This is a genomic window from Actinoallomurus sp. NPDC052274, from assembly GCF_040679475.1.
Taxonomy (GTDB): domain Bacteria; phylum Actinomycetota; class Actinomycetes; order Streptosporangiales; family Streptosporangiaceae; genus Actinoallomurus; species Actinoallomurus liliacearum.
The window spans coordinates 194,594-220,029 of the sequence record NZ_JBFAUT010000007.1 but is presented as its reverse complement, the minus strand read 5'-3'; the positions used below and the strand labels follow the sequence as shown (position 1 = coordinate 220,029).

Here is a 25,436-nt window from a genome sequence, read left to right as displayed (position 1 = left end):
CGGCTCTGTCCGCCGCCGACGTCGGTGTCCGCGCCCTGCCCGCCCGCGCCGTGCCCGCAGGGACCGTCCGCCGGGCGGCCGGGCGCACGCTGACCGGCCCCGTACGCCGGGGCGAGCCGCTGACCGACGTGCGACTGCGCGGCGGCACACTGCTCGACGTGGCGGGGCCTGGCGTGGTGGCGACACCGGTACGCCTCGCCGACGCCGCCGTCGTGCGGCTGCTGCACGCCGGCGACCGCGTGGATCTGTTGGCCGCACGCGCCGAAGGACCGCTGCCGGCCCGCACGGTCGCGGCGGCGGTCCCGGTCGTCGCGGTGCCCCGGGCGGGTCCCGACACCGACGAGGGAGCGCTCGTCGTGCTGCGCACGGACCGTGCCCAGGCGGCGGCCATCGCCCGCGCCGCCGTCGATTCCCGTCTGTCGGTCGCCATCGTCGGCTAGCGCGGCGACCACGAGCGGTCGCCGGGTTCGTGACACCACCGATGACATGAAGCCCATCACCGGGCAGTAGCCGCCACGGCGCTGGGCCCGGTGAAAGTAAGTGGTCACCGCACTAAAGGCAAAGGGGGGAGTCGTGCTTCGTCCGGCCGAATCCGGCGGGCGGTGACACACACCGCCCGCCGGACGGGCGAGCGCGGCTCAGCCGCTCACGGCGTACGCGCGGATGACCGTCTGATCGGCGGAGTCACCGGCCTGGTCGGTGACGGTGGCGCGCAGTGACACGTAGCCGGAGGCGGGGGCGCTCACCTTGGCGATCCAGCCGGTCCCCGACCGGGTCAGCGGTACCTCCTTCCAGGTGGCGCCGTCGTCGGTCGACGCCGACACCGTGAGGGACCGCACCGACGACGAGGCCGCACCCGGGTTGCGCTCCACCCGCAGTGGGATCTCGGTGGTCGAGCCCGGCTTGGCACGGTTCTGCTCGTCCAGGCCGCGCGGCGCGTAGCGCACCGCCATCAGCGGCAGGGACTGCTTGGCGGACGTCGTCCCGGAGGAGAACACGTACCTGGCGGTGACCTCGCTGGACAGGTTGGTGTAGGTCCCGGTGCTCCGGTGAGCCGAGACGGCGAGTTCGTACTTCGCGGGTCCGCTCGGGAGGTCGGTCTCCAGGAAGTCCCAGATCGATCCCTGTGCGATCGTCTTCCCGCCACTGGACAGCGTCGCGGTACCGTCCGCGTTGCCGTCCCAGCCGTAATGGTCACGACCGCCGGATTCAGACAAAAGGTAGGCGGCGCCACCGTAGAAGATCCGGTCGCCCTTCCGTACCCCGCACGCCCCGTTGTACAGGTCGATCGTGGTGACGGCGCAGATCGGCGGCAGCGCCGGTCCCACGACCGCGGCGTTCCAGGTCTCCCGGTGGTCACCGGGCCGGTAGGCCCGCGGAGGATCGTTCTGCGAATGGCCGTAGAACCCTGGGAACCGGGATCCGGTCCGGTCGTACGCAAGGTTCCGCCACCAGCGGAGGTCGGGGTCCGCGGTGAGGTACTGGGTGACCGTGAACGGCAGCGGGAACCGCTGGACCACGCCATACGGCGCGAAGCCGTCCGGCAGGGTCACGCCGACGACGTCGAACGCGTCGGCCGCCGCGTCCTGCGCGCGGTAGGTGACGGCGACCCGCGCCATGTCCGCCGCCTTGGCGGTGTGGACGGGATTCCGCGGGATCTCGCCCTTCCGGTAGTCGACGACCTCGTAGCGGTACGGGCTCGGGTCCTGTTCCGTCGCGCCCTTCTTGAAGAACGTCCGCTGGGCGAGGTAGGACAACCCGCCCTCCTTCACCGGAATCACGGAGATCAGCGCCATCGGCCAGAGCTGCTGGAAGACGTCGTAGCTCGCGCCACCGCGCTGGTACGCGAAGCCGACAGGCCCGTACTTCCCGCCCTCGGCGGTCGGATCGTCCACCGCGAGCTCCGGCTGGACCGCCTTCCGGGCGTCCACGACGACCTCCCGGTCGCCGGTGAGCGACACGGGGACGTTCGCGAGGGTCAGCAGGTCGTCCGTCGCGGGGGTACGGATCTGGCCGACGACGTTGTAGGCGCCGGTGGGGAAGCGCCCGGTGGCGGTGCCGCCGCGAGTCCACAGGAACTCATGGAAGGACGTCTTCTGGTCCTGCACCACGAGCAGCGACTCGGTGGGGTTCCCGGAACGGTCGATCGCCTTGACGGTCAGGTCGGCCGACTCGGGCTCGAGGTACGCGCCGAGCACGGTGCGCACGGTCGTGTCACCGGACGTGGCGGTGAGGATGCCGCCGTACGCCCCCGTCTTCACGCCCTCCGAAGCGATCGCGACCTTGACCTGAGCGGTTCCGTGCGGCGGGACGGCCACCGACTCGACGTCCGGCCGGAACAGCCCGTCCTGCGCGGCGCCGCCTTGGTACGACGTCGCGTGGACGGTCAGGTGAAGCGTCATGGCCTCGTCGGAGTCGTTGGTGTACGTCACGGCCTGCGGGCCGGACCCCGCACCGAAGGACAGCCCTCCGGTGGAGGCCGTGACCGGCTGGCCTACCGCCCGCGCGACGTCGACGCGGCCGGCGCCCTGCCGGTACACGGTGTCGGTGGTGGGCTTGGCGGAGTCCATGAGCGCGGCCTTGAGCCGCTGGCCGGTCCAGTCGGGGTGCTGCTGGAGCAGGATCGCGGCGGCTCCGGCCACGTGCGGGGTGGCCATCGAGGTGCCGGACATCTCCTCGTAGGGGTCCGCACTGTTCGTGTCGTCGACCGGGACGGCGGCCCTGATGTCCAGACCGGGCGCGGTGATGTCGGGTTTGACCGCGTAGTCGCCGAGCCGGGGGCCGCGGCTGGAGAAGTCGGTGAGCCCGTCGGAGCGGTCGACGGCGCCGACGGCCAGCGCGGCGTCCGCCGTGGCGGGCGAGGACAGGGAGCGGTCGTCCGGCCCGTCGTTGCCCGCCGCGATGACGAACAGGGCACCGGTCGAGGCGGTCAGCGAGTTCACCGCCTGCTCCAGCGGGTCGGCACCCTGGAAGTCCTGGGCCCCGAGGCTCATGCTGACGATCTTGGCCTTGCCCGCGGCCCACTCCATCCCGGCGAGGGCCCAGGAGTCCTGGCCCTGGCCGTCGTCATCGAGCACCTTGCCCATGATGACCTTGGCGTCGGGGGCGACGCCCTTGTATCTGCCGCCGGAGGCGGCACCGCTGCCCGCGACGGTCGACGTCACGTGCGTGCCGTGGCCGAAGTGGTCCTGGACGTCGTCGGGTCCGCCGTCGGTGAAGCCCTTGGCCTCGGTGACGACACCCTTCAGATCGGGGTGCTTCTCGTCGTAGCCGGTGTCGAGGACGGCGACCGTCACGCCCTTGCCGGTGAGTCCCTTCCGCCAGGCGGCCGGGGCTCCGATCTGCGGCACGCTCTTGTCGAGCAGCGCCTTGCGCTTTCCGTCGAGCCAGAGCGCGGTGACGCCGACGTCGAGCATCGCGGTGGGCCTCGTGCCCGTGAGGTCCTTCCAGAAGGATCCCGCCTCGGCCTTGTCGACCCGTACGGCGTCGATCTTGGCCTTGGCGAAGGAGCGCGTCACCGAGGCGTCCTTCAGAGGCGTACGGGACCCGCCCGACCGCTGGGCGAGCAGCGGCACGTCCTTGCGGTGGGCGTCGTCGTACCCCCACTTGACGAGCTGGGTGAGGTCGAAGACCCGCTCGTCGAGCCGGCCTTCGCCGAGCAGGCGCTGGGCGTCGGACGGGATCACGTACAGGTGTCCGTTCAGCCGGGTCGTCAGGAAATCGATCCGCTGCCGCCCGGTCCCCCGGTCGATCCGTCTGACGGACAGATCTCCACGCTGCTCGCCGAGGGTCACCACGTCACCGGTGACGAGGGTCACTTTCTTCGTTCCGTCATGCGCCGCGGGCGCCGCCGCGGCAGCGGATCCCGTGGCGCCGACCGTCGCGGGTGTCAGGGCCACCCAGCCGGCCAGGCCGATCTTCAGGAGTCTCCATCGAGTTCTCCGTCGCACGTCATCACTACTTTCTCTCGGGACACGGCCGTTGCCCGACGAAAGCGCGCCGCTGAACGCCGAACGGGGCAGGCCCCGCCCGCCACCAGCGCCCTTCACCGCCAGGCAGATCGATCACCTGGAACTCGCCCGATCGGCGCTGCTCGGTTGCGTTCTCCGCCATTCGCGCAGGACGAGCCATCCGGGAGAGAAGCGCGAACGGCCCCGACGATCGTCGGGGCCGTTCGCGGTGGAGGCCGCCACACCGGCCGGGTCGTCGGGCCGGTGTACGAGCGCGACCCGGCGCGCCGGGCGGCGTGGGTCAGTCGCTGGAGTCCGGGGTGTTCTCCTTGGTGTACTCCCAGTGCCACGGCTCGAAGGGGCTGCTGTAGGCCCATGCCGGGTGGAAGAACTCGTACCGCTTAGAGTTCGCCTGGAGCCAGTTGAACTGCGCGGAGCCCTGGCTCTGCACCCCGCCGCACAGGTCCACGGCGGTGCCCCAGCCGTGGTTGCTGTGCCCCGGCACCGCCGCCATGCCGGGCCGGTCGGCGTAGATCCGCTGCTGCTCGGCGAGGGGGCGGTAGGAGTCGGTGAGGCACATCTGGGTGCCGAAGTGTTCCTTGTAGGCGGCGTTCAGCTTGTAGAAGGCCAGCGCCGCGTCGGCGCGAAGCTGCCGGCCGGGCTGCGGCAGCGGGCAGAGGTACCGCGCGGGGATGAGCCCGTTGGGGAACTTCCGGGCTTCGGCGACCAGGCTCTTCTGGCAGGTGAGCTGCAGTCGGGTGGTGGGGTCGAGCTTCTTCAGGGCGGCGGTGAGCTGGGCGGTGAGACGTGCGGCGCGCGCTTTCAGCGCGTTCATCTCCTGCTGCAGCTTCGCCTCCTCGACCGCGTTGTTCGACTGCAGCTCCTGCGCCGACGCGGCGAGCTGCTCGCGCTGCTTCTGCAGGCGGCCGGCCTTGTCGATGAGGGACTTCTGGTCGTTGGTGAGCATCGTCAGGTCGGTCGCGGCGGCCAGCGCCCGGTCGGGGTTGCTGCCCCCGATCAGGGCGGGCACTCCCATGACGCCCGGCTGCTTGTACGCGTTGGCGGCCAGTTGGGCCAGCGGCTCTCGGATCTTGTTGAGCTCGGCGTTGGCGGTGCCGAGATCCGCGAGCGTGCTCTTGAGCTTGTCCTCGGAGGCGGTGAGCTGCTTCTTGCGCGTCTCCCACGCCTTGGTGGCCTTGGAGAGCTCGTTCTTTGCCTTGTCGGCCTGCTTGCGAAGGGCCTGAACGCTGTCGGCCGACGGCGACTGGGCGGCCGACGACTCATTCGCGCTGGACGTCAGCAAGAGCACGACCGCCGCGATCGCCGCGATCAGCGCCGCTGACCGAGTGCTTGGCACGCGGAGATCCTCCGGGGGACTGGCGAACTATGTGCGGCGGGACGACGGTACTACAGGTAAGCGTGTGCTTCGTGCTCTGTTCGTGACCTCACGGGCGGCCGTGACCGCCGCGGCGTCGTTTGCAGAGGTCCCACATCCACGGCCACTTCTTCAGCTCCGGCGGGCACTTGGTGCTCTCGGAGGGGGATGGGGCCGTGGTGCGGGTCGGCCGGGGCCGGGCACTCGCGCGGTGCGACGCGCTGGGGGCCGCGGAGGCCGTGGAGGCGGTCGGCGCGGGCCGGGCGCTGCGCGAGGCGACGATCTCACCGAGGGCCCGCTCGGTGCGTTCGACGGTGCCCGAGTCCTCGTCGTGCTCCTGGGCGGACGGCGTCGCGACGGCCGCCTGGGACCGCGAGCCGTCGCCCTTCCCGCCGCTGTCGACGGCGAGGAGACCACCGATGATGAGGGCCGGCACGATGATGAGGACGGCGAGGAGCGTCACGCCTCGACGGAACGGCGTCCGTTCGAACCATCCCGCCATGCGGCTCGCGACGGTAGCGCGCGGCTTGTCCGTTGCGTCCTCAAATAGGCCATTCACGGGAGCAGAGTAGCGACAAGGAACGCTCCGAGTAGTCGGAACCGAGCGACACGTGGCGGCGGAGGCCGGATCCGGTCCCTGGCAGACTTACCGGCGTGGGCGATCGCATGACATTCCCGGATCCGGACCGCATGCTGGGCTGTCTGCTGGGCGGCGCGATAGGCGACGCGCTCGGCGCACCGATCGAGGGCCGGCCGATCGCGGAGATCCGCGCGAAGCACGGCGCGGCGGGGCTGACCGAGTACAGCGACGCGCGGGTGCGGGCGGGCGCCATCACCGACGACACCCAGATGACGCTGTTCACCGCCGAGGCGCTGATCCAGGCGTCGATCCGCGAGCGGAGCAAGGGCATCGGCGGGGCGGCGCCCGGCCTGCTCCAGGCCGCGTACCTGCAGTGGCTGCGCACGCAGGGCGAGGAGTTCCCCGATCAGGACCTCGGCGGCGGCTGGCTGTTCGCCCAGCCGGAGATGCACCAGCGGCGGGGTCCCGGCAAGACCTGCCTGAGCGCCCTGCACACCATCGCCGCCCGGCGGCGTCCGTACATCCCCGTGGGCGGCATCGAGGAGCCCATCAACGACTCGAAGGGCTGCGGCGGCGTCATGCGCGCGGCACCGGCGGGCTTCCCCTTCTCTCCGCGCGTCCCGGAGGGCGTCGCCGACTGCCGCCGCGCGGCCTTCGCGATGGGCGCCACGTCCGCCGCCCTGACGCACGGCCATCCGAGCGGATACCTCTCGGCGGGGGTGCTGGCCGCGACGGTCTGGAGCCTGCTGCGCGGCGCGGACCTGGCCGACGCGCTCGACGCCGCCCGTACGGTGCTGGAGTCGTACGCGGGGCACGAGGAGACCTCGGCGTCGCTCGACGCGGCGGTGGCGCTGGCCCGGGACGGCGCGGCGCTCACGCCCGAGCGGCTGGAGACGCTCGGCGGCGGCTGGACCGGTGAAGAGGCCCTGGCCATCGGGGTGTGCGCCGCGCTGGCCGTACGGGACGGCGCGCCCGCCGACGTCGTACGGCGGGCGCTGCGGCTCGCGGTGAACCATTCCGGGGACAGCGACTCCACCGGCTCGATCTGCGGCAACCTGCTGGGCGCGCGGTACGGCACGGCGGCGCTGCCCGGCCACTGGCAGGCGGGCGTCGAACTGCGGCGCGTCATCGTCCAGATCGCCGCCGACGCCGCGCTGGAGTTCGGCCCGGACGCGCCGACCGACCCGACCACCGACGACGTACCGATGAGCTGGCACACCCGCGCCTGAGCGGATACGGCCGGTACGGCCGGGCCGTATCGGCCGAGCCGTACGTGGATCGTGACGGCCGCCCGACACGGCCCTGTCTGAGCGGCCACGCCGTACCGGCCGTACGCACTGCGGTCGGGCCGCGCCTCGGGGGTGACGGCCGTCTGGCGCGGCCTCACGGCCCGGCGGCGATCACACCTTCGTCACGGCCGGCGCCGGGGAGAACTTCACCGGCAGTGCGGTCAGCCCGCGCACCCGGAAGGCCGGCCGCCATACGAGCTCGTTCGGCGGTACCGCCAGCCGTACGTCCGGGAGGCGGTCCAGGAGCACCTCGACGGAGGTCTCCGCGATGATCTCGCCGAGTTCCGGCGCCGGGAAGGGGCAGCCGTGGTCGCCGTGGCCGAAGGAGAAGTGGGCGTGGTTGCCCCGTGATCCGGCGTCCTGGCTCTGCAACACCAGCGGATCGGAGTTCGCGCCGGCCAGGCAGATGACGACGGCGTCACCGGCCCGGATCTGGCGCCCGCCCAGGCGGGTGTCGCGGGTGGCCCAGCGGAAGGTGTTCTGGGCGGGCGACTCCTCCCACAGCACCTCGTTCATGGCCTGCCCGACGCTGCGCCGTCCTCCCGCGAGGGTCAGGGAGAACCGGTCGTCGATCAGCATGAGCCGCAGCGTGTTGCCGATCCAGTTGGCCGTCGGGTCCTGACCGGCGATCATCATGATGAGGAGGTCCTGGGTGAGCTCCTCGTCCGTGAGCTTCGCGGGATGGTTCAGCATCCGGGAGGCGACGTCCGGGCCCGGCTCGGCGCGTTTGGCCGCCAGCAGACGCGCCATCGCGCCCGCGAACCGCTGGTACGCCTCGAGCGCGCCCTCGCCGCCGTCCAGGACGGCCATCACGTCCTCCGCGATGCTCCATGCCTCGGACTCGGCCAGGCCGAACATCCCGGCGAGCGCCAGGGCCGGGATCCGGTTGGCGTACTGGACCATGAGCTCGGCCCCGTCGCTGCCGCAGAACCCATCGATCAGCTCGTCGGCGATCCGCTCACACCGGGTCCTCAGCTCGAACCGGTCGACCTCCGCCATCGCGTCGGTCATCGCCTGGGCCCGCCGCTGGTGGGCGGCCCCCTCGCTGAAGAGGATCGATCCGGGCTGGTAGCCGACGAGCGCCATCAGGGGCCAGTCCGGGGGGACGTTCGGCCACTGGTTCCAGCGGCGGGAGTCGCGGGCGAACAGCGTGGCGTCGTTCAGGACCTGGTGGACCTCCCGGTAACCGATGATCAGCCACGCCGGCACGTCGTCTTCGAGCAGGACGGGCAGCACCGCGCCTTGCCGGTTCCGGAGCTCCCCGTAGAGCCGGGCGGGGTTCTCCTTGTCATAGCGCGGTCCGTACAGCGGCACGGCGTCCGGAGGGACGGGGGACGGAGGACCCAAGGGCCGGATCGTCGGCTCGGTGTCGGTCATGACTGCCTTCCCAGGGCGGTGGGGTCAGAACCCGGTACGGGGCGCGGGCCCGGCCTCGACCGGAGTCGGGCGGCGGGTCGGCTGCGTGGACCGGAGTCAGCGCCGGGTGCCGGATCGAGCCCGCTCCGGCACCGGGCACAGAGAATGCCATGGATCACGGACGGGCGACGGATACCGGGGAGAATTTGACGGGCAGCGAGAGCAGGCCCCGAATCTGGAACGACGACCGCCACGTCAGCTCCTCGGGGGACACCGCGAGGGCCACGTCCGGAATACGGTCGAGAAGCACCTCCACGGCGGTCCGGGCGATGACCTCCGCGAGCTCCGGCGCCGGGTGCGGGCAGCCGTGGCTGCCGTGCGCGAAGGACAGGTGCGCGTTGTTGTCCGGCACACCGGCCCCGGCGGGCCGGACGTAAGGGTCGGCGTTCGCGCCGGCCAGGCCGAGGAGGAGCGCGTCACCGGCCTGGATGCGCCGCCCGCCGAGCTGCGTGTCGCGGGTGGCCCACCGCCCGAGGCTGTTCTGCACCGGGATGTTCTCCCACATCACCTCGTTGAGCGCCTGGCTGACGCTACGGCGCCCGCCGGAGAGGGTGAGGGAGAACCGGTCGTCGGTCAGCATCAGCTGGAGGGCGTTGCCGATCCAGTTCGCCGTCGGCTCCTGGGCCGCGACCGCGAGGAGGATGATGTCGAACAGGAGCTCCTCGTCGGTCAGGGCCGCCGGGTGGGCCAGCATCCGCGAGGTGACGTCCGGGCCCGGCTCCGCGCGCTTCGCCTTGATGAGCCGCTGCATCGTGGCCGCGATCCGCTCGTAGGCCGGAATGGCCGCCTCGCCGCCGTCGAGGGAGGTGACGACATCGCGCGCGGTGTTGTCCACGTCGGCCATCGGAATACCGATGATCTGGGCGATGGCCATGACCGGCATCGAGTAGGCGTACTGCGTCATGAGCTCGGCCTCGCCACTGCCGGCGAAGTCGTCGATCAGCGCGTCGGCGATCTCCTCGCACCGGGTCCGCAGCTCGAACTGGTCGACCCCGGACATGGCGTCGCTGATGGCGTCGACCCGGCGCTGGTGCTCGGGCCCCTCGCCGAAGAGCACCGACGGCTGGTACGACGTGTACTGGATGAGCGGCCAGTCCGGCGGGATGTTCGGCCACTGGTTCCAGATGCGCGGGTCGCGGGCGAACAGCTGCGGATCGCTGAAGAGCTGGTGCAGCTCCCGGTAGCCGATGACGAGCCAGGCGAAGATGTCGCCTTCGAGCAGCGCCGGCACGACGGGTCCGTGCGTGTCCCGCAGCTCCCGGTACAGCTCGGCGGGGTTCTCCTGGTAGCGCGGCCCGTACAGCGGGACCGCGTCCGGATGCTCCTCGGGTGCCGGCGGCCCGGTCTCCGGCGGCTGCTGCGTCATCAATTGCCTTCCTGCTGAGCCGTGGACAGCGAGTACAGGTGGTTCACGAGCGTGATCAGCACCTTCTTGCTCGAATCGCGCTCACGGGCGTCGCAGTCGATCAGCGGGATGTCCTCGGACAGGTCGAGCGCCGCCCGGATGTCCTCCAGCTTGTGCGCCGGCCCGCCGAAGTCGTTGCGGGCGACGATGAACGGCATCCCGTGGTGCTCGAGACGGTCGATGGCGTACCAGGAGTCCTGGACCCGCCGGGTGTCGACGAGCACGACCGCCCCGAGGGTCCCGGAGAACAGCCGGTCCCACAGGAACCAGAACCGCTGCTGACCCGGGGCGCCGAACAGGTACAGCACCATCTGGTCGTTCAGACTGATCCGCCCGAAGTCGAACGCCACCGTCGTGGTCGTCTTGTCCCGCACGCCGGCCGCGTTGTCGATCCCGACTCCGGCCCGGGTCATGATCTCTTCGGTGCTGAGCGGGCGGATCTCGCTGACCGACCGGACCATGGTCGTCTTGCCGACGCCGAAGCCACCGACAATGACGATCTTCAGCGCGTTGCTGGCGGTGCTCCGCAGCGGCGCGCTGGTGACCCGATCAGAGCTTTTCAAGTCCAAGGAGCACCTGCTTCAGGATGTCGGGTTCGGGGAGCTTGGTCTTCGCGGGTGCCGCCGTCGGATGACGCGCGGTGATCCGACCGGTGTCGAGCAGGTCGCACAGCAGGATCTTCACCACGCTGACCGGCAGCCCGAGCTCTGCGGCGATCTCCACGACCGCCATCGGATTCGTGCACATCTGGAGGATCTTCACGTGCTCGGACTGCATGCCCGGCGCGGGATCACACTCGCTGACGATCAGGGAGACGATGTCGATCGAGCTCTCGTCGACCCGGCTGCGGCCACCGGTGACGATGTACAGCCGGTCCGGATCCTCTCTGTCGACAGACCGGGACGTCATCGGGTGGCGCTGCCCTGCTGCGGCCGCCGGGGCTGGGCGACCAGGTACTCGCCGAGCTGCTCGACCAGTTCGTGCATGTTGTGGCCGATCACGCCCACGTCGGCGTCCTCACCGGCGATGAGGGCCAGGTGGGCGCCCTCCCCCGCCTCGACGATGAACAGCAGTCCGCCGTGGAACTCGGTCATGGACTGGCGGAGGCCGCCGGATCCGTCGCCGAACTCCGCGGAGGCGCCGTAGGACAGGCTCTGGATGCCCGAGGCGATCGCGGCGAGTTGGTCGGCCTGGTCCACGCTCAGCCCGTACGTGTGGCAGAGCTTCAGCCCGTCCTTGGACAGGACGAGGGCGTGCCTGCTCTCCGGAGTCCTCTCGAGGAGGTTCTCCAGCAGCCAGTCGAGGTCGCGATCTGTGGTCTTCATGGGTGGTGCGGGGCGGTGATCCGGGCGCGGGCGCCGGAGATTCGTCCCCTGCCTCCAATCTGTTGTCTTGTCATTCCAGCCTGGCAGGGTGAGCGATGCGTTCAGCTCTCATCCGTCTCGGGGGCGGGCGCGTCACCGCTCGCGCGCCTGCGGCGACCGGCCTCCCGGAACGCGCTGAACCTCGCTCCGGGATCGGTCGCGGGCCTTTCGGCACGGGGCTTGGGCTCTTCGGTCGTCCGGGCGGTGGCCGCCGCCAGCGTCTGGCCTCTCCGTCGTCTGGGCAGCCCGCCGATCATGTCATCGCGGTCCGGGACGGTCTCGCCACCGGCCTCGGAGAGGCGGGGCGTCTCCGTCGCCGGGTCGGCGGTCTCCTCGGCGACCGGCGCGTCGGCGGGCGCCACGCTCGCGGCCTCCACGGTGGCGACCGCGCCCGACTCGGGAGCCGCGGTCCGGGTGACCGCGTCCGCCCGGGCGCTCTCGGTACGGCGGGCGTCCAGGCCCACGACGCGGGACCCGCTCGGTACGGCGGCCGGCCCCGGCTGGGTGATCAGCGACCTCGGAATCATGACGACGACTCCGGTGCCGCCGCGGGAGGACGGCCGGAAGGAGACCGTGAGGCCGTGCTTACGGGCGAGGCAGCCCACCACCGCGAGGCCGAGCCGGGTACCGGACAACGAGGTCAGGTCGAGCGCCTCGGAGGAGACCGCCCGCTCCGCGCGCTCCAGCGCGGCGGCGCTCATCGCCAGACCGCCGTCCTCGATCGTGACCACGACGCCCGCGTGCACCTCTTCGACGTAGACGTGCACCTCTTCGGACGGCGGGGAGAAGCTCGTCGCGTTGTCCATCAGTTCGGCCAGGGCGTGCATGACGCCTTCGGCGGCGTAGCCCGCGACGGCGACGGCGCTGGTGGAGTGGACCCGGACGCGCTGGTAGGCGCTGATCCGGCCGACCGCGCCGCGCAGGATGCTCTCCATCACGATCGGCTTGGTCCAGCGCCGTCCGGATCGGGCGCCGGTGAGCACGGCGATGCTGTCGGCCAGGCGACCGGCCTGCGCCGTCGTGTGGTCGAGCCTGAGCAGGTCGCCGAGGACCGCCTCGTCGTGCTTGTTCTCCATCTCGCGGAGGTCGGCGAGCATGCTGGTGGCGAGGGCCTGGACGCGACCGGCGGCGTTGGCGCAGACCGACATGGCGGCGGCGCGCATGCGCTCTCCCCGGGCGACCTCGTCGACGAGGACGCGGAGGATCCGCCGGTACGCGGCGTCGGCGGGCTGTTCGATCGAGGACATCGCCGTGTCGCCGGACGCTCCGTCGCGCAGTCTCTTCACGACCGCGGGCAGCGTGGTGTCGGCGAGCCGGGCGACCTCCGACTCCATCGTCGCGAGGCGGTCGCGGAGGATGCGTGCGGTCTGGAACCCGTAGGCCGCGAACGACAGCGCGGCGCACAGGACGAGCGCCGCCACCCCGGTGCAGGCGGCGACGAGCCCGCGGTCCGTGGCGGGAACCGCGGCCGTCACAGCGAGACAGATGCCGCCGGTGACCACCACCGCGGCCAGCAGGACGAGTAGGGCCCGGTCCATCGGCGGGCGCTCGGCCCGCTGGTGGTTAGGAACGTGTGCTGACATCAATCAGGTCCTCGTCGGCGGTTGGAGCAAAGAACGGAGTCATCCGGAGCCGTGGGCGAGCCGGCCCCGCGAGGGGTGCGGGACCGCACTAGGGAATGGCCGATAAATCGGTGTGCGCGCACCGTTCGACGCGGTGGACGGTGAAGTCCTCGGCCGAGGGCCGCCGGACGAACCGCAGAGAACGACAGAGACTAAGGAGGATTCGCCTCCGCCGATCCGCTCGGTCGTACGTCTCTATCTCGATCCCTCGCCTCAGCCGAGATGTGCACCTTGGGGCCTGGTAGTGATCAGGCCGCGTATGGGACGCAGATAGTAGTCGCTCGGTAGTTGCAGCGGAACGTTTTGTCGCTTTTCAGGGACATTCCACGCTTTGCCGGGCCGTTCGGCGGCGGAAGACCCGACTCGGCACCGACCCGTGGTCGCCGTCCTCGCGCGAGCGCGAGGTTCCTGATCGTCTACGCACAGCATCGCCTACGCACAGCATCGCCTACGCACAGCGCGACGGATCGTCTACGCACAGCGCGACGGCCTCCGGGTCGTGAACCCGGAGGCCGTCGCGTCGTGGGTGTCCTCAGCCGGTGACGGGCAGGTCGCTGGGGACCGGCTCGGGCTTCGGCGCCTGTCCGGGCGGCTCCTTCCGGACGCCGGCGCAGGTGGCGGAGGAGACGCTGAGGGTCTGGGTGTGGCCGGCACCCAGGGGCAGGACGGCCTCGATGGCGGTGACCGTGACGCTGCCGTCGGCGTTGCGCACCTGCTTGTTGAGAGTGACGGAGGCGGTGCCGAGCCCCTGGACGGGGATGCGCAGGGCGCTGTTGGGCGCGGCGTCGGCGGCCAGGCGGCGCCCGGCGAGGGTGGCGTTCACCAGGTGGCTGCCGGCGGTGCCGGCCGTGCAGGTGGCGGTGACCAGGTGGGCGGTGAGGGCGGCCTTGGCGACGCTCAGGTCGGTGACGCTGGCGCGGGCGTAGGCCGGTTTGGCGGTGACGTGCAGGGCCTTGACGTCGATGAGGGGGTTGGCCGGCAGGTGCAGCAGGCTCCTGTCGGCGGTGGCGGCGACGGCGGGGGTCGCGGGGATGGCGACCAGGCCGGTGGCGGCCAGACCGTAGGCCGAGCCCGTCCCGCCGGTGGCCGAGGCCGTGCCGCTGATGACCAGGGGCGCGGCCAGCGCACCGGCGGCCACCGCGCAGGCGGCCAGACGTGTCGAACGCATGGTTACTCCTTGAAAGTAGGTGAAAGCGCGGACGCTTCCCTCGAGAGCTAGGCCGTGACGAGGACCGACGTGCCGAGGGGGACCTCGGACAACTGCTTCAGCGCGTCAGCGGGGACGCGGACGCAGCCGTGCGTGACCGCCTTGCCGAAGACCGACGCGCTCGGCCAGCCGTGGAACGCGACCGTGCCCGGGCCGCCGCCGAACGTGTCGAGCGTCTCCGAGTGCGCCCCCACCGGCAGGATGAGCGGACTGTAGGTCTTCTTGGCCGGCGCCAGGGAGGCCAGCAGGAACGTCCGGCCCACGGGGGTCGGCGTCTTGGCCGCCCCGACCGCGACGGTCCAGGTGCCCAGCTTGTGGCCGGACTTAGTGAGCGTCAGCGTGCGCGCCGAGGTGTCGACCTTGATCTCGTACGGGCTGCGGGCCGTGTCCAGGCCGACCTTCCCGGTGGGGATCCAGCCGGTCGAGTGGTTCGGCCTGCTGGGCAGCAGAACGCGGTCCCACCCCGACTTGGTCTCGACGACCGGAACCCAGGTCGGACTGCCGAGCTGGGTGCTCGGCAGCACGGCCACGGCCGGCCCCCCGGCCGTGGCCGACACGGGCACGGCGGCCTTCGGGTGCACCACCGTGCCGTCGGACATCGCGTCGGCGGTGTCCTGCCCGAGGCCCTTCAGCGTGGTGTACGTCGTCGCCTGCGGCAGCTTTCCGGCGGGCGACGCCGCCGGCCCGCCGCCGGGCGGGGCCGGCGAGTGGCTCTTGCCGCCGCAGGCCGTCACCGGCAGCGCGACGGCCACCGTGACCGCGGCGACCGCCATCAGACCGCGGGCGCGCACCGGCGGGTGTGCCGTCGCCACAGGGCGACGACCAGCGCGATTGGAACGATCGGTCACGAATACTCCCGTAGATCGTGATGCAGGGGGAGGCGAGCGGGATCTCGCGAGACCGTGATCTCGGAGGGAAGCCACATAACTACCACAAGTAACCATGCACACGTCTACCACTCTCCGAAATCAGTCGACAACAGATGCCAACGTGCGGAGATAACGCTGGATATCGGCATCGTCACCGTACGGTGACAAAGACCTCACCCCGGTCGGCCGACCCGGATCCCGCTCGGGGGTGCGGAGTTCGCCACGCCCCGTACGGGCCGGATCGGGCGGGCCACGGGCGGGTCGACCGGCCCTCCCCCGGAGAACCGCGGGCTGGAATGATTCAGGTCATGAGCATGCCGATCCTGATGACGGTCGACGATGACCCGTCGGTGTCCCGCGCCGTCGCCCGCGAACTGCGGCGACGTTACGGAAACGACTACCGCGTCGTACGGGCCGACTCAGGCGCCGACGCGCTCGACGCGCTGCGGGAGATCAAGCTGCGCGGCGACGCGGTCGCCGCGATCCTGGCCGACTACCGGATGCCGAACATGAACGGCATCACCTTCCTCGAGCAGGCGATGGACCTGTTCCCGCACGCCCGGCGCGCGCTGCTGACCGCGTACGCCGACACGGACGCGGCGATCCAGGCGATCAACGTCGTCGACGTCGACCACTACCTCCTCAAGCCCTGGGACCCTCCGGAGGAGAAGCTCTACCCGGTGGTGGACGCGCTGGTGGAGACCTGGCGCGCCGTCGGCGACCGGCCGGTCGAGGAGACCAAGCTCATCGGGCACCGCTGGTCGCGCCCGTCGTACGAGATGCGGCAGTTCCTGGCCCGCAACTCGGTGCCGTACCGGTGGTACTCCGTGGACGAGCCCGAGGCGGCCCGGCTGCTCGAGGCGGCCGGCGCGGCGCCGGACGAGATCCCGGTGGTCATCACCCCGGACGGCAAGACGCTGCGCGCGCCGACCGGCTCGGAGATCGCCTCCGCGGTCGGGCTCTCGACCGAACCGGCCGCCGCGTTCTACGACCTCGTGGTGATCGGCGGTGGGCCGGCCGGGCTCGGCTCCGCCGTGTACGGCGCGTCGGAGGGCCTGCACACCGTCCTGGTGGAGAAGAAGGCCACCGGCGGCCAGGCCGGGCAGAGCTCCCGGATCGAGAACTACCTCGGCTTCCCCGACGGCGTCTCGGGCGCGCAGCTCACCGACCGCGCGCGCCGCCAGGCGGCGAAGTTCGGCGCCGAGGTGCTCACCGCCCGGGACGTCGTCGGGCTGACCGCCCGCGGCCCGGCCCGGGTGATCACGTTCGGCGACGGCACGGAGATCGCCGCCCGCGCGGTCGTCCTGGCCACGGGCGTCTACTACCGCGCGCTGGAGGCCGAGGGCGTGGAGCGGCTCACCGGGCAGGGCGTGTACTACGGCTCGGCGTCCACCGAGGCCCCGGCCTGCCAGGACAAGGACGTCTACATCGTCGGCGGGGCGAACTCCGCGGGTCAGGCCGCGGTGTTCTTCTCCCACCACGCCCGTTCGGTCACCCTTCTCGTACGGGGGCCGTCGCTGGAGCGCTCGATGTCGCACTACCTGATCGAGCAGTTGCGGGACATCGACAACGTCCACGTGCGGGTGCGCACGACCGTCGAGGCGGTGGACGGCGACGAGCACCTGGAGCGGGTGACGCTCCGCGACGCCGAGACCGGGAAGACGGAGACGCTGCCGACGAACCACCTGTTCGTGTTCATCGGCGCGGCGCCGCGTACGGAGTGGCTCGGCGACACGATCTCCCGGGACTCGCACGGCTTCGTGTGCACCGGCCCGGACCTGCTGCGCGAGGGGCGCCGCCCACCGGGCTGGACCCTCGACCGCGATCCGCTGTACCTCGAATCATCCATGCCCGGAGTGTTCGTCGCCGGTGACGTACGCTCGCAGTCGGTCAAGCGGGTCGCCTCCGCCGTCGGCGAGGGCGCGATGGCCGTCGCTCTCGTGCACCGGTACCTGGAGGAGCGTTGAGCACCGAAACCCTCACCCCCGACGAGCTCCGCACCCTCTTCCTGTTCGAGGGGCTCTCCGACGAGCAACTGGCCTGGGTCGCCGAGCACGCCGGCGTCGAGCACCACCCCGCGCAGGCCCGGGTCATCGCCGAGGGCGACCCGGCCACCTGCTTCTACGTGCTGCTGTCCGGCACGCTGCGCATGTGCCGTACGGTGCACGGCGACGAGGTGGAGCTCGTCCGCACCGAGCAGCGCGGGGTGTACTGCGGCGCGACCGAGTTCCTCATGGGCCAGCGGAACGACCAGCGCTACTCCGCGTCGGTGTACGCCGTCACCGACCTGAGCTTCCTCACGCTGCCGGCGGCGGAGTTCGGCGAGCGCTTCGTCGCGTGGTTCCCGATGGCCGCGCACCTGCTCGAGGGCATGTTCCTCGGCAAACGCGCGACCGACGCGCTCATCGGCCGGCGGGAGCGGCTGATCGCGCTCGGCTCGCTGTCGGCCGGGCTGACCCATGAGCTGAACAACCCGGCCGCCGCGGCGGTGCGGGCGACGGCCGCGCTGCGCGAGCGCGTCGCCGGGATGCGGCACAAGCTGGCGCTGCTGGCCCGCAACGACATCGATCCCGACCTGCTCGAACGCCTCATCGACGTGCAGGAGCTGCTGGTCAAGCAGGTCGCCGACGCGCCGCGGCTGAGCGCGATGCAGACCGCGGACCGGGAGGACGAGCTGGCCGACTGGTTCGACGAGCACGACGTCGCGGACGGGTGGGACCTCGCCGCGGTGTTCGTGCCGGCGGGCATCACGGTGGAGCGCCTGGAGGAGGTGCGCGCGGCCGTCGGCGCCGGCGACCTGGGCACCGCGCTGCGCTGGCTCGGCTACGCCGTGGAGACCGAGACGCTGATGGGCGAGATCGAGGACGCCACGACCCGGATCTCCGCCCTCGTCGGCAAGGCCAAGCAGTACTCCCAGATGGACCGGGCCCCGTTCCAGTGGGTCGACGTCCACGACGGCCTGACGTCCACGCTGGTCATGCTGTCCGGGAAGATCGGTAAGGGCGTCCGGGTCGTCAAGGACTTCGACCGGTCGCTCCCGGAGATCCCGGCGTACGCCGGCGAGCTCAACCAGGTCTGGACCAACCTGATCGAGAACGCGGTGGGCGCGATGGGCGGCGAGGGCACGCTGACGATCCGCACCGGCCGGGACAACGACCGGGTGCTGGTCGAGATCTGCGACACCGGGCCGGGCGTCCCGGCCGAACTGCGGGAGCGGATCTTCGAGCCGTTCTTCACGACCAAGCCGGTCGGTGAGGGCACCGGCCTGGGGCTGGACATCTCCTGGCGGATCGTCGCGAACCGCCATCACGGCGACCTGCGGGTCACCTCGGAGCCGGGCGACACCCGCTTCCAGGTGTTCCTGCCGCTGACCGAGCAACCGGAGACCTGACGGGTTTCAACTCTCCCTGACTGGACAATCACCCCTCGGTCACCACATAAGCTCCTCTGAGCCTGCGGTGTGACGGTCTTGCTGCGGTAAGTGATCAGGAGGGGTAGATGGCCGACAAGAGCCTCCAGAAGGGGCTGAAGAACCGCCACGTCGGCATGATCGCCATCGGCGGCGTCATCGGGGCTGGGCTGTTCGTCGGATCGGGAGCCGGCATCCACACCACCGGCCCGGCGATCCTCGTGTCGTACGCCATCGCCGGCCTGCTGGTCGTCCTGGTCATGCGGATGCTCGGCGAGATGTCGGCCGCCTCCCCCGACACCGGCTCCTTCTCGGCCTACGCCGACCGCGCGATCGGCCGCTGGGCCGGCTTCACGATCGGCTGGCTGTACTGGTGGTTCTGGGCGGTCGTCCTGGCCGTCGAGGCGACGGCCGGCGCCAAGATCGTGCACGGCTGGATCCCGGCCCTGCCGCAGTGGTTCCTGGCGCTCGCCCTGATGATCCTGCTCACCGCGACGAACCTGTTCTCGGTCGGCTCGTACGGCGAGTTCGAGTTCTGGTTCAGCACGATCAAGGTGGCCGCGATCGCCGTGTTCATCGTGCTCGGCCTCCTCGCCGTCTTCGGGGTGCTGCCCGGCACGCACGCCGTCGGCATGAGCAACCTGACCGGGCACGGCGGCTTCTTCCCGCACGGGTACGGCGCGGTGATCACCGGCCTGCTGACCGTGGTCTTCGCGTTCATGGGCAGCGAGATCGTCACCATCGCGGCGGGCGAGTCGCAGGACCCGGGCCGGGCCGTGACGCGCGCGGTGAACAGCGTGATCTGGCGGATCCTGGTCTTCTACCTCGGCTCCATCGCCATCGTCATCACGCTCCTGCCCTGGAGCGCGAGCGACGTCGCCAAGAGCCCGTACGTCGCGGTCCTCGACCGGATCGGCATCTCCGGAGCCGGCACGATCATGGACGTCATCGTCCTCACCGCCGTGCTGTCCTGCCTGAACTCCGGCCTCTACACGGCCTCGCGGATGGCGTTCTCGCTGGCCGAGCGCGGCGACGCGCCGAAGGTGTTCGGCGCCACCACCGCGCGCGGCGTCCCGCACGTCGCGATCTGGGTCTCGGTGGCCTTCGGGTTCGTGGCGGTCATCTTCAACTACACCAGCCCGGACACCGTCTTCCTCTTCCTGCTGAACGGCTCCGGCGCGGTCGCCCTGTTCGTGTGGACCGTGATCGCCGTGTCCCAGCTGCGGATGCGCCGCCGCCTGGAGCGCGAGGCGCCCGACCGCCTGCTCGTCCGCATGTGGCTGTTCCCGTACCTCACCATCGCCACGATCGCCGGCATCGCCGCGATCCTCGTGACGATGCTGTTCGACGACAGCGGCCGGCCGCAGGTGCTGTGGTCGGTGGTGGTCGCCGCCGTCGTCCTCATCGCCGCGTTCATCCGCCACGGCCGGAGCCACGCCGCCGAGGCCGGCGGTGCCCGACACGACGGCACGGAGGCCGTCACCGCCGAGCACTGACCGGGACGCACCCGCGAAACGCGCGCCGGTGGATCGCCTCAGGCGGTCGCCGGCGCGCACGCGTTCCGGAGGGGACCGGCCTGCTCACGGGCCTGATCGACGTGGACCTCGCCGATCCGGCGGCATTCTCGAATGAGGCATGAGCGGCCCGGTCAATGAGGCATGAGCGGCCCGGTCGCTCCACCTCCGCTACGCGGAGTTGAAGCTTCGCCGCAATCCGGAGCATAGTAAGCGTCAGACGGGAATACTGCCTGCCGTGATGAGCGGCTTTCGTAAGTTCATATTGCGCGGCAACCTCGTCGACCTCGCCGTCGCCGTGGTGATCGGGACCCAGTTCAGCAACCTCGTCAAGAGTTTCGTCAACTCCTTCATCAATCCGCTGCTGGCACTGGTGGGCGGGAAACCCGACTTCACCAGCCTCGTCCTCACCGTCGGCAAGGCCAAGTTCATGTACGGGGCCTTCCTCACCGAGGCGGTGTCCTTCCTCATCTCCGCGGCGGTCATCTACTTCGTCATCGTCCTGCCGGTCACGCGCCTGCTGCACCTGTTCGACCGGAAGCAGGCGGCGGCCGAGCGGGACTGTCCCGAGTGCACGATGAAGATCCCCCTGGCGGCGCGGCGGTGCCCGGAGTGCACGGCCGTCATCACGCCTGCGACCGAACAGCCCCTGCCCATCGCCTGAGGGAGCGTGAGAATGAGGAAGTCGGCCGTCGGCAGTTCCGCCGACACCGCCGAGACCGAAGCCCCCGAGATCAAGACCGCTGAAACCGAAACACCCGGCACGGGAGCCGCCGAGGCCGAGGCGCCCGAGAAGGACGCTGCCGAAGAGGAGGCTCCCGAGCCCACCGACCTCGGCGTCCGCTGGTGGTGGGCGGCGCTGCGCCGGACCGTCGGCGAGGTGCAGCGGGACGAGCTCGTCGACCGGGCGGCGTCCCTGACCTACTACGGCGTCCTGTCGGTGTTCCCGGCGCTGCTCGTCCTCGTGTCGCTGCTGGGCCTGACGGGCAAGAACACGCTGCAGCAGCTCATCGACGAGCTCGGCAAGGCCGCCCCCGGACCGGTACGCCAGCTCGCGATCAACGCGCTGACCGAGCTGCAGCACGGGACCGGCGCCGCCGGTCTGGCCGGAGTGCTCAGCCTCCTGGTGGCGCTGTGGTCGTCCTCCGGGTACGTCGCCGCCTTCATGCGGAGCTCGAACGTCGTCTACGACGTGCCGGAGGGCAGGCCGCTGTGGAAGACGCTGCCCATCCGCCTCGGCATCACGATCGTGATGCTGGTCTGCCTGACGGTGACGGCGGTGACCGTGGTGGTCACCGGGGGCATCGCGCGCCGCGTCGGCGACCTGATCGGCGCCCAGTCCGCGACCGTCACCGTCTGGGACATCGCCAAGTGGCCGGTGCTGCTGCTGGTCGTGAGCTTCATGTTCGCGCTGCTGTTCTGGGCCTCCCCCAACGCCAAGCAGGGCTTCCGGTGGGTCAGTCCCGGCGGCGTCCTCGCCGTGCTGCTCTGGCTGGTCGTCTCCGCCGGATTCGCCCTGTACGTCGCGAACTTCGGCTCGTACAACAAGACGTACGGCAGCCTGGCGGGCGTGGTCGTCGCGCTGATCTGGCTGTGGATCTCGAACCTCGCGATCCTGCTCGGCGCGGAGTTCAACGCCGAACTCGAACGCAGCCGCGCCATCGAGGCCGGCCATTCCCCGCGCGAGGAACCGTACGTCGAGCTGCGCGACACCCGGACAATCAAGGATGACGAGGCGCTCTGAGCTCCGCGAACTAGCCTGAAATGGTGATGTTGACCTACTTCGGTGAGCCGACCGGCCAGGGATGGGTGCAGGTCGGTGAGCTCACGCTGGCCCTGGTGCTGTCGGCCGCGATCGGCCTGGAACGCGAGATCCGGCACAAGAGCGCCGGGCTGCGCACCCACACCCTGGTGGGCTTCGCCGCCGCCTTGATCATGCTGGTGTCGAAGTACGGCTTCACTGATGTCCTGGGTCCGCACGTCACGCTGGACCCGTCCCGGGTCGCCGCCCAGATCGTCACCGGGATCGGATTCGTCGGTGGTGGTCTGATCTTCGTACGCCGCGACGCGGTCCGCGGGCTGACCACCGCCGCCATCGTCTGGCTGACCGCCGCCGTGGGCATGGCGGCGGGCGCGGGCCTCTGGCTGCTCGCCGTCCTGGTCACCATCGGTCACTTCCTGGTGGTGTTCGGACTGACGGCGCTGGCCGCTCGGCTGCCGGTTTCGAGATACGCGTCCTCGCGCCTGCGCGTGGCCTACCGCAGCGGGCGCGGCGCGTTGCGCGAGGCCGTGGCCCGGTGCACGAGCCACGGCTTCACGGTCAGCGAGCTGTCGGTCGAGGACCGGGGCGAGGCCGACGAGCCGCGCGTCGTCTCGGTCTGGCTGTCCGTGCAGGGCACCGGATCGGTCAGCGAACTGGCCGTCCTGCTGTCGGAGATCGAGGGCATGGTCGCGGTCTCGTCCGACGACGTCAACGTCCCTCGGGAGTGACGTCCTCGCCCGAGATCGAGCTCAGTTCTGCGGCGCGGACGTACGGTCGCCGCCGTGCGGGTGCCGCTCGAGCGCTTCGCGAACGGTCGGCTGAATCGGGATCGTCTGGTCGACGCCCGACATCTCCAGCAGCCGCGTCATGCGGTCGGGAACCGCCGCCAGCGTGAGCGACCCGCCGGCCTCACCCGCCCAGCGATGCAGCATGATCAGCGCGCTGAGCCCGCTCGAGTCGCAGAAGGGGACTCCGGACACGTCGAGGATCAGATGCGGATGCCCGTCGCCGCCCGCACCGCGTACGGCGGTGCGGAACCCTCCGCTGGTGTAGAGGTTCAGCTCCCCCTTGACGGTGAGGACAGCGATGGGCCCGCTGACGTCGATGACGTCAACGTCCAGATCCTTCACCATCTGACACCTCTTCCCTAGGGCGACGCTGCTGCCGATGATAGGTCAGGGCTTCCCCTGAGGAGCGCCCCCACACGTTTCCGGGCCACGAGATCACCCACCGTGGCCGGCCACGGAATCTCCGGGACCGGGGAACAAGGACGCCCCTCGCTCCGTTACATCCGTCGTGGCCGATGTGCCTGGTGTCCCCGGGCCTCATCTATCGCCTTCGCGGAATACCGTCCGGCTGGAGCCGCGTTGTGCCTTTCGCCGAGAGGCGACCCGCACATCGGTACACATGCTGCGACGGCCCTGCCGGGATCCCCGGCAGGGCCGTTCGTCTTTCTCCGGAACCGCCGCCCGTGCTGTTGAACCCGCCCCGGGAGCCCGGCCGGCCGACTGAGTCCCACGGCGGCGGGCCACCGCCTCGTACGCCGCGCCCGTCCCGGCACGCCAGGGAGCCCCGGCCGGCCGAGACGTGCGGCGGCGGGCCGAGACGTGCGGCGGCGGCCCGGCGCGCCGTACGCGAGTCTCGGAAAGCAGCCCCAAGTCCGCCCGACTCGGCGGCCTCAGCACTCTTCGTCCCGCCGGGAAGGCGGCGTTCTCCGAGCCTCCGGCACGTCCTGAGCCGGCCCTCTCCGAGCGTCAGTCGCTCCTCCGGACGGGTTCGCGATCCGTCGGCGGACGGCCAGAACGGCTCCCGCCGCCAGCGCCACGGGCAGGAGAAGGTAGGCGCCGCACGACAGCAGTACCAGGCCGGTGAAGACGGTGGCCGCCGCGGCGAGCGCACGGCCACGGCGGTCGCCGCCGGGCAGGAGACGGACGGCCGAGGCCGTTCCGACGACCGTGACCGCGGCCAGGCAGGCGGCGGTGGCCCGCATCAGCGTGTCGAGCCCGAGCCCGTACGGAACGGCGACCGCGGTGACCAGGGCGGTGAGCGCCGCCAGCAGTCCGAGGCTGCGGTGCGGCACCTGCCCGGCCGCCGCTCCCTTGGCGAGGGGCGCGGGCAGGGCGCCGTCGCGGGCCCGGGCGGCGCCGAGCCTGGCCCCGCCGGCGATGTAGGTGTTGACCGCGATGAAGCTCAGGATGACGGCGACGACGCCGGTGGCCGTCCGGGCTCCGGCCCCGATCCCCTCCTGCAGCAGCAGGGCGAGCGGGACCGGTGAGGTCGCGGCCCGTCCGCCGAGGACACCGAGCACGGTGACCACCAGCCCGAGGTACAGCACGCCCACGACCAGCAGGGTCAGCGTGGTCGCGCGGAGCATCGACCGGCGCGGATCGGCGAACTCCCCGGACAGGTGGCTGGCCGCCTCCCACCCCGCGAACGCGAAGAACAGCACTCCGGCGGCGTGCACCACGCCGAGCGCGCCGTGCGGGGCGAACGGCACGAAGTTCCCCCACGACAGTCGCGGTCCCGCCGTGACGATGGCGGTGGTCAGCAGCACGGCCAGCCCGCCCACGAGCACCACCTGCACCCGGCCGGACATCCGCAGCCCGCCGTGATTCGTCGCGAACGCCGCGGCCAGCAGGGCGACCGCCACCACCACCGCCCACGGGCGGCCGCCACCGACGGCGGAGGTGACGTAGTCCCCGCCGATGAGCGCGCCGGCCAGCGTGCCCACCGGAACGATGCCGTAGAACCACCAGCCGACGATCGCCGCGATCCGCGGCCCGAACGCCCGTCCGGCGAAGGTCGCGACCCCGCCGCCGTCCGGGTACCGCGACCCCAGGGCCGCAAACGTCAGCGCCACCGGCGCGCTCAGGACCAGCAGCGCCGCCCAGGCGAAGATCGAGGCGGGTCCGGCCGCCTCGGCGGCCAGGTGCGGCAGTGCCAGCACGCCCGGCCCCAGCACGGCCCCGACGAACAGCGCCGTACCCTGCGCCGTGCCCAGCCGGTGCTCGCGCGCCGGGGCGACCGCCCTCGCCGGTTCCTGTCGCGTCGACAGCGCCACGTCTTCTCCCCCATGCTCGAACGAAACGCCTTGACGCTAGCCATCCGGTCGGCGAGGACGACGGTTCACCGAACGTCTGTCCGGAATCGTGCGACTATTGCGGCCATGGACGAACTCGACGTTGAAATCGTGCGCCTTCTCCAAACGGATGCGCGGCAGTCCAACCGCGAGCTGGCGCGCAAGCTCGGCATCGCGCCGTCGACCTGCCTGGAACGGGTACGGACGCTGACCCGGCGGGGGGTGATCCGCGGCTACCACGCCGACATCGGCCTGGCCGCCCTCAACCGAGGCGTGCAGGGTCTGGTCTCGGTGAAGCTCCGCGTGCCCAGCCGCCCGTTCATCGACGCCTTCAAGGAGTTCGCGGCACGGCTCCCCGAGGTGCTGAGCGTGTTCGTCATCTCCGGCGACGACGACTTCCTCCTGCACGTGGCGGTGCAGGACCTCGACCACCTGCACGCGTTCCTGACCGACCGCCTCAGCAGGCGCCGGGAGGTCGCCGGATTCCGCACCTCGGTGGTCTTCCAGCAGGTCCGCAATCCGGTACTGGACCGCCTCGACGGCCCGGCCCCGGCCCTGTGAACCGGCCCCGTACAGGCGCGGGCTCGGCAGCCCC

Annotated in this window: 22 protein-coding genes; 9 read left to right on the top strand and 13 right to left on the bottom strand. The window is 71.3% G+C overall.

From position 1 onward, the window contains the following. The coding region (locus tag AB0K82_RS09230) for a flagellar biosynthesis protein FlgA (RefSeq protein ID WP_364394643.1) at positions 1 to 440 on the top strand (440 nt) is incomplete at its 5' end. 198 nt (positions 441 to 638) lie between these two features. Here AB0K82_RS09230 and AB0K82_RS09225 read toward each other — a convergent pair. From AB0K82_RS09225 to AB0K82_RS09215, 3 genes are all read right to left on the bottom strand, one after another. Beyond that, on the bottom strand, positions 639 to 3,950 hold the full coding sequence (locus AB0K82_RS09225) for a S8 family peptidase (protein ID WP_364394641.1): 3,312 nt from the start codon (positions 3,948 to 3,950) through the stop codon (positions 639 to 641). Positions 3,951 to 4,251: 301 nt separating this feature from the next. Beyond that, positions 4,252 to 5,307 carry a D-alanyl-D-alanine carboxypeptidase family protein gene (locus AB0K82_RS09220; RefSeq protein ID WP_364394639.1) on the bottom strand — a complete coding sequence of 352 codons (1,056 nt, stop codon included), beginning with the start codon at positions 5,305 to 5,307 and terminating at the stop codon, positions 4,252 to 4,254. Between the two features lie 88 nt (positions 5,308 to 5,395). Beyond that, the gene (locus AB0K82_RS09215; RefSeq protein ID WP_364394637.1) at positions 5,396 to 5,827 is read right to left on the bottom strand and encodes a hypothetical protein; all 432 of its coding nucleotides are present in this window, start codon (positions 5,825 to 5,827) and stop codon (positions 5,396 to 5,398) included. A 152-nt stretch (positions 5,828 to 5,979) separates the two neighbouring features. Here AB0K82_RS09215 and AB0K82_RS09210 point away from each other — a divergent pair, with 152 nt between their 5' ends. Then, entirely contained in the window at positions 5,980 to 7,134 is a 1,155-nt protein-coding gene (locus AB0K82_RS09210) for an ADP-ribosylglycohydrolase family protein (RefSeq protein ID WP_364394635.1), read from the top strand. 171 nt (positions 7,135 to 7,305) lie between these two features. On the opposite strand, the gene AB0K82_RS09205 is transcribed toward AB0K82_RS09210, so the two are convergent. From AB0K82_RS09205 to AB0K82_RS09170, 8 genes are all read right to left on the bottom strand, one after another. Then, positions 7,306 to 8,571, bottom strand: a complete 1,266-nt coding sequence (locus AB0K82_RS09205) for a cytochrome P450 (protein WP_364394633.1) — start codon at positions 8,569 to 8,571, stop codon at positions 7,306 to 7,308. A gap of 154 nt (positions 8,572 to 8,725) precedes the next feature. Further along, positions 8,726 to 9,976 carry a cytochrome P450 gene (locus AB0K82_RS09200; RefSeq protein WP_364394631.1) on the bottom strand — a complete coding sequence of 417 codons (1,251 nt, stop codon included), beginning with the start codon at positions 9,974 to 9,976 and terminating at the stop codon, positions 8,726 to 8,728. After that, positions 9,976 to 10,584 carry an ATP/GTP-binding protein gene (locus AB0K82_RS09195; protein ID WP_364394629.1) on the bottom strand — a complete coding sequence of 203 codons (609 nt, stop codon included), beginning with the start codon at positions 10,582 to 10,584 and terminating at the stop codon, positions 9,976 to 9,978. The genes AB0K82_RS09200 and AB0K82_RS09195 overlap by 1 nt, the downstream gene beginning before the upstream one ends. Beyond that, complete coding sequence (locus AB0K82_RS09190; RefSeq protein WP_364394627.1) at positions 10,565 to 10,924, bottom strand: DUF742 domain-containing protein; 360 nt, start codon at positions 10,922 to 10,924, stop codon at positions 10,565 to 10,567. The genes AB0K82_RS09195 and AB0K82_RS09190 overlap by 20 nt, the downstream gene beginning before the upstream one ends. Then, the gene (locus AB0K82_RS09185; RefSeq protein WP_364394625.1) at positions 10,921 to 11,340 is read right to left on the bottom strand and encodes a roadblock/LC7 domain-containing protein; all 420 of its coding nucleotides are present in this window, start codon (positions 11,338 to 11,340) and stop codon (positions 10,921 to 10,923) included. Before AB0K82_RS09185 ends, AB0K82_RS09190 begins: the two co-directional genes overlap by 4 nt. 101 nt (positions 11,341 to 11,441) lie before the next feature. After that, positions 11,442 to 12,962, bottom strand: a complete 1,521-nt coding sequence (locus AB0K82_RS09180; RefSeq protein WP_364394623.1) for an ATP-binding protein — start codon at positions 12,960 to 12,962, stop codon at positions 11,442 to 11,444. Between the two features lie 571 nt (positions 12,963 to 13,533). Beyond that, positions 13,534 to 14,169 (bottom strand): choice-of-anchor P family protein, encoded by a 636-nt coding sequence (locus AB0K82_RS09175; RefSeq protein ID WP_364394621.1) that lies wholly within the window; start codon positions 14,167 to 14,169, stop codon positions 13,534 to 13,536. A gap of 47 nt (positions 14,170 to 14,216) precedes the next feature. Further along, positions 14,217 to 15,020, bottom strand: coding sequence for a L,D-transpeptidase (locus AB0K82_RS09170; RefSeq protein WP_364394619.1), 804 nt, complete (start codon positions 15,018 to 15,020; stop codon positions 14,217 to 14,219). A gap of 365 nt (positions 15,021 to 15,385) precedes the next feature. Between AB0K82_RS09170 and AB0K82_RS09165 the strand changes: the two genes are divergently transcribed. The 6 genes from AB0K82_RS09165 to AB0K82_RS09140 all read left to right on the top strand — a co-directional run bounded on the left by AB0K82_RS09165 (position 15,386) and on the right by AB0K82_RS09140 (position 22,490). Further along, positions 15,386 to 17,044: an FAD-dependent oxidoreductase gene (locus AB0K82_RS09165; RefSeq protein WP_364394617.1), complete on the top strand. Its 1,659-nt coding sequence runs from the start codon at positions 15,386 to 15,388 to the stop codon at positions 17,042 to 17,044. After that, on the top strand, positions 17,041 to 18,468 hold the full coding sequence (locus tag AB0K82_RS09160; RefSeq protein ID WP_364394615.1) for an ATP-binding protein: 1,428 nt from the start codon (positions 17,041 to 17,043) through the stop codon (positions 18,466 to 18,468). The genes AB0K82_RS09165 and AB0K82_RS09160 overlap by 4 nt, the downstream gene beginning before the upstream one ends. 107 nt (positions 18,469 to 18,575) lie before the next feature. After that, positions 18,576 to 19,982 carry an amino acid permease gene (locus AB0K82_RS09155; protein WP_364394613.1) on the top strand — a complete coding sequence of 469 codons (1,407 nt, stop codon included), beginning with the start codon at positions 18,576 to 18,578 and terminating at the stop codon, positions 19,980 to 19,982. Between the two features lie 259 nt (positions 19,983 to 20,241). Further along, positions 20,242 to 20,664: a large conductance mechanosensitive channel protein MscL gene (gene mscL, locus AB0K82_RS09150; RefSeq protein WP_364394611.1), complete on the top strand. Its 423-nt coding sequence runs from the start codon at positions 20,242 to 20,244 to the stop codon at positions 20,662 to 20,664. Positions 20,665 to 20,676: 12 nt separating this feature from the next. After that, positions 20,677 to 21,744 carry a YihY/virulence factor BrkB family protein gene (locus AB0K82_RS09145; RefSeq protein WP_364394609.1) on the top strand — a complete coding sequence of 356 codons (1,068 nt, stop codon included), beginning with the start codon at positions 20,677 to 20,679 and terminating at the stop codon, positions 21,742 to 21,744. A gap of 26 nt (positions 21,745 to 21,770) precedes the next feature. Further along, entirely contained in the window at positions 21,771 to 22,490 is a 720-nt protein-coding gene (locus AB0K82_RS09140) for an MgtC/SapB family protein (RefSeq protein WP_364394655.1), read from the top strand. 21 nt (positions 22,491 to 22,511) lie between these two features. Here AB0K82_RS09140 and AB0K82_RS09135 read toward each other — a convergent pair whose 3' ends face one another. Continuing rightward, positions 22,512 to 22,895 (bottom strand): STAS domain-containing protein, encoded by a 384-nt coding sequence (locus tag AB0K82_RS09135; protein WP_364394607.1) that lies wholly within the window; start codon positions 22,893 to 22,895, stop codon positions 22,512 to 22,514. 545 nt (positions 22,896 to 23,440) lie between these two features. Continuing rightward, positions 23,441 to 24,823, bottom strand: coding sequence for an amino acid permease (locus tag AB0K82_RS09130; RefSeq protein WP_364394605.1), 1,383 nt, complete (start codon positions 24,821 to 24,823; stop codon positions 23,441 to 23,443). Between the two features lie 105 nt (positions 24,824 to 24,928). Between AB0K82_RS09130 and AB0K82_RS09125 the strand changes: the two genes are divergently transcribed. Then, the gene (locus AB0K82_RS09125; protein ID WP_364394603.1) at positions 24,929 to 25,402 is read left to right on the top strand and encodes an Lrp/AsnC family transcriptional regulator; all 474 of its coding nucleotides are present in this window, start codon (positions 24,929 to 24,931) and stop codon (positions 25,400 to 25,402) included. Positions 25,403 to 25,436: the final 34 nt, after the last annotated feature.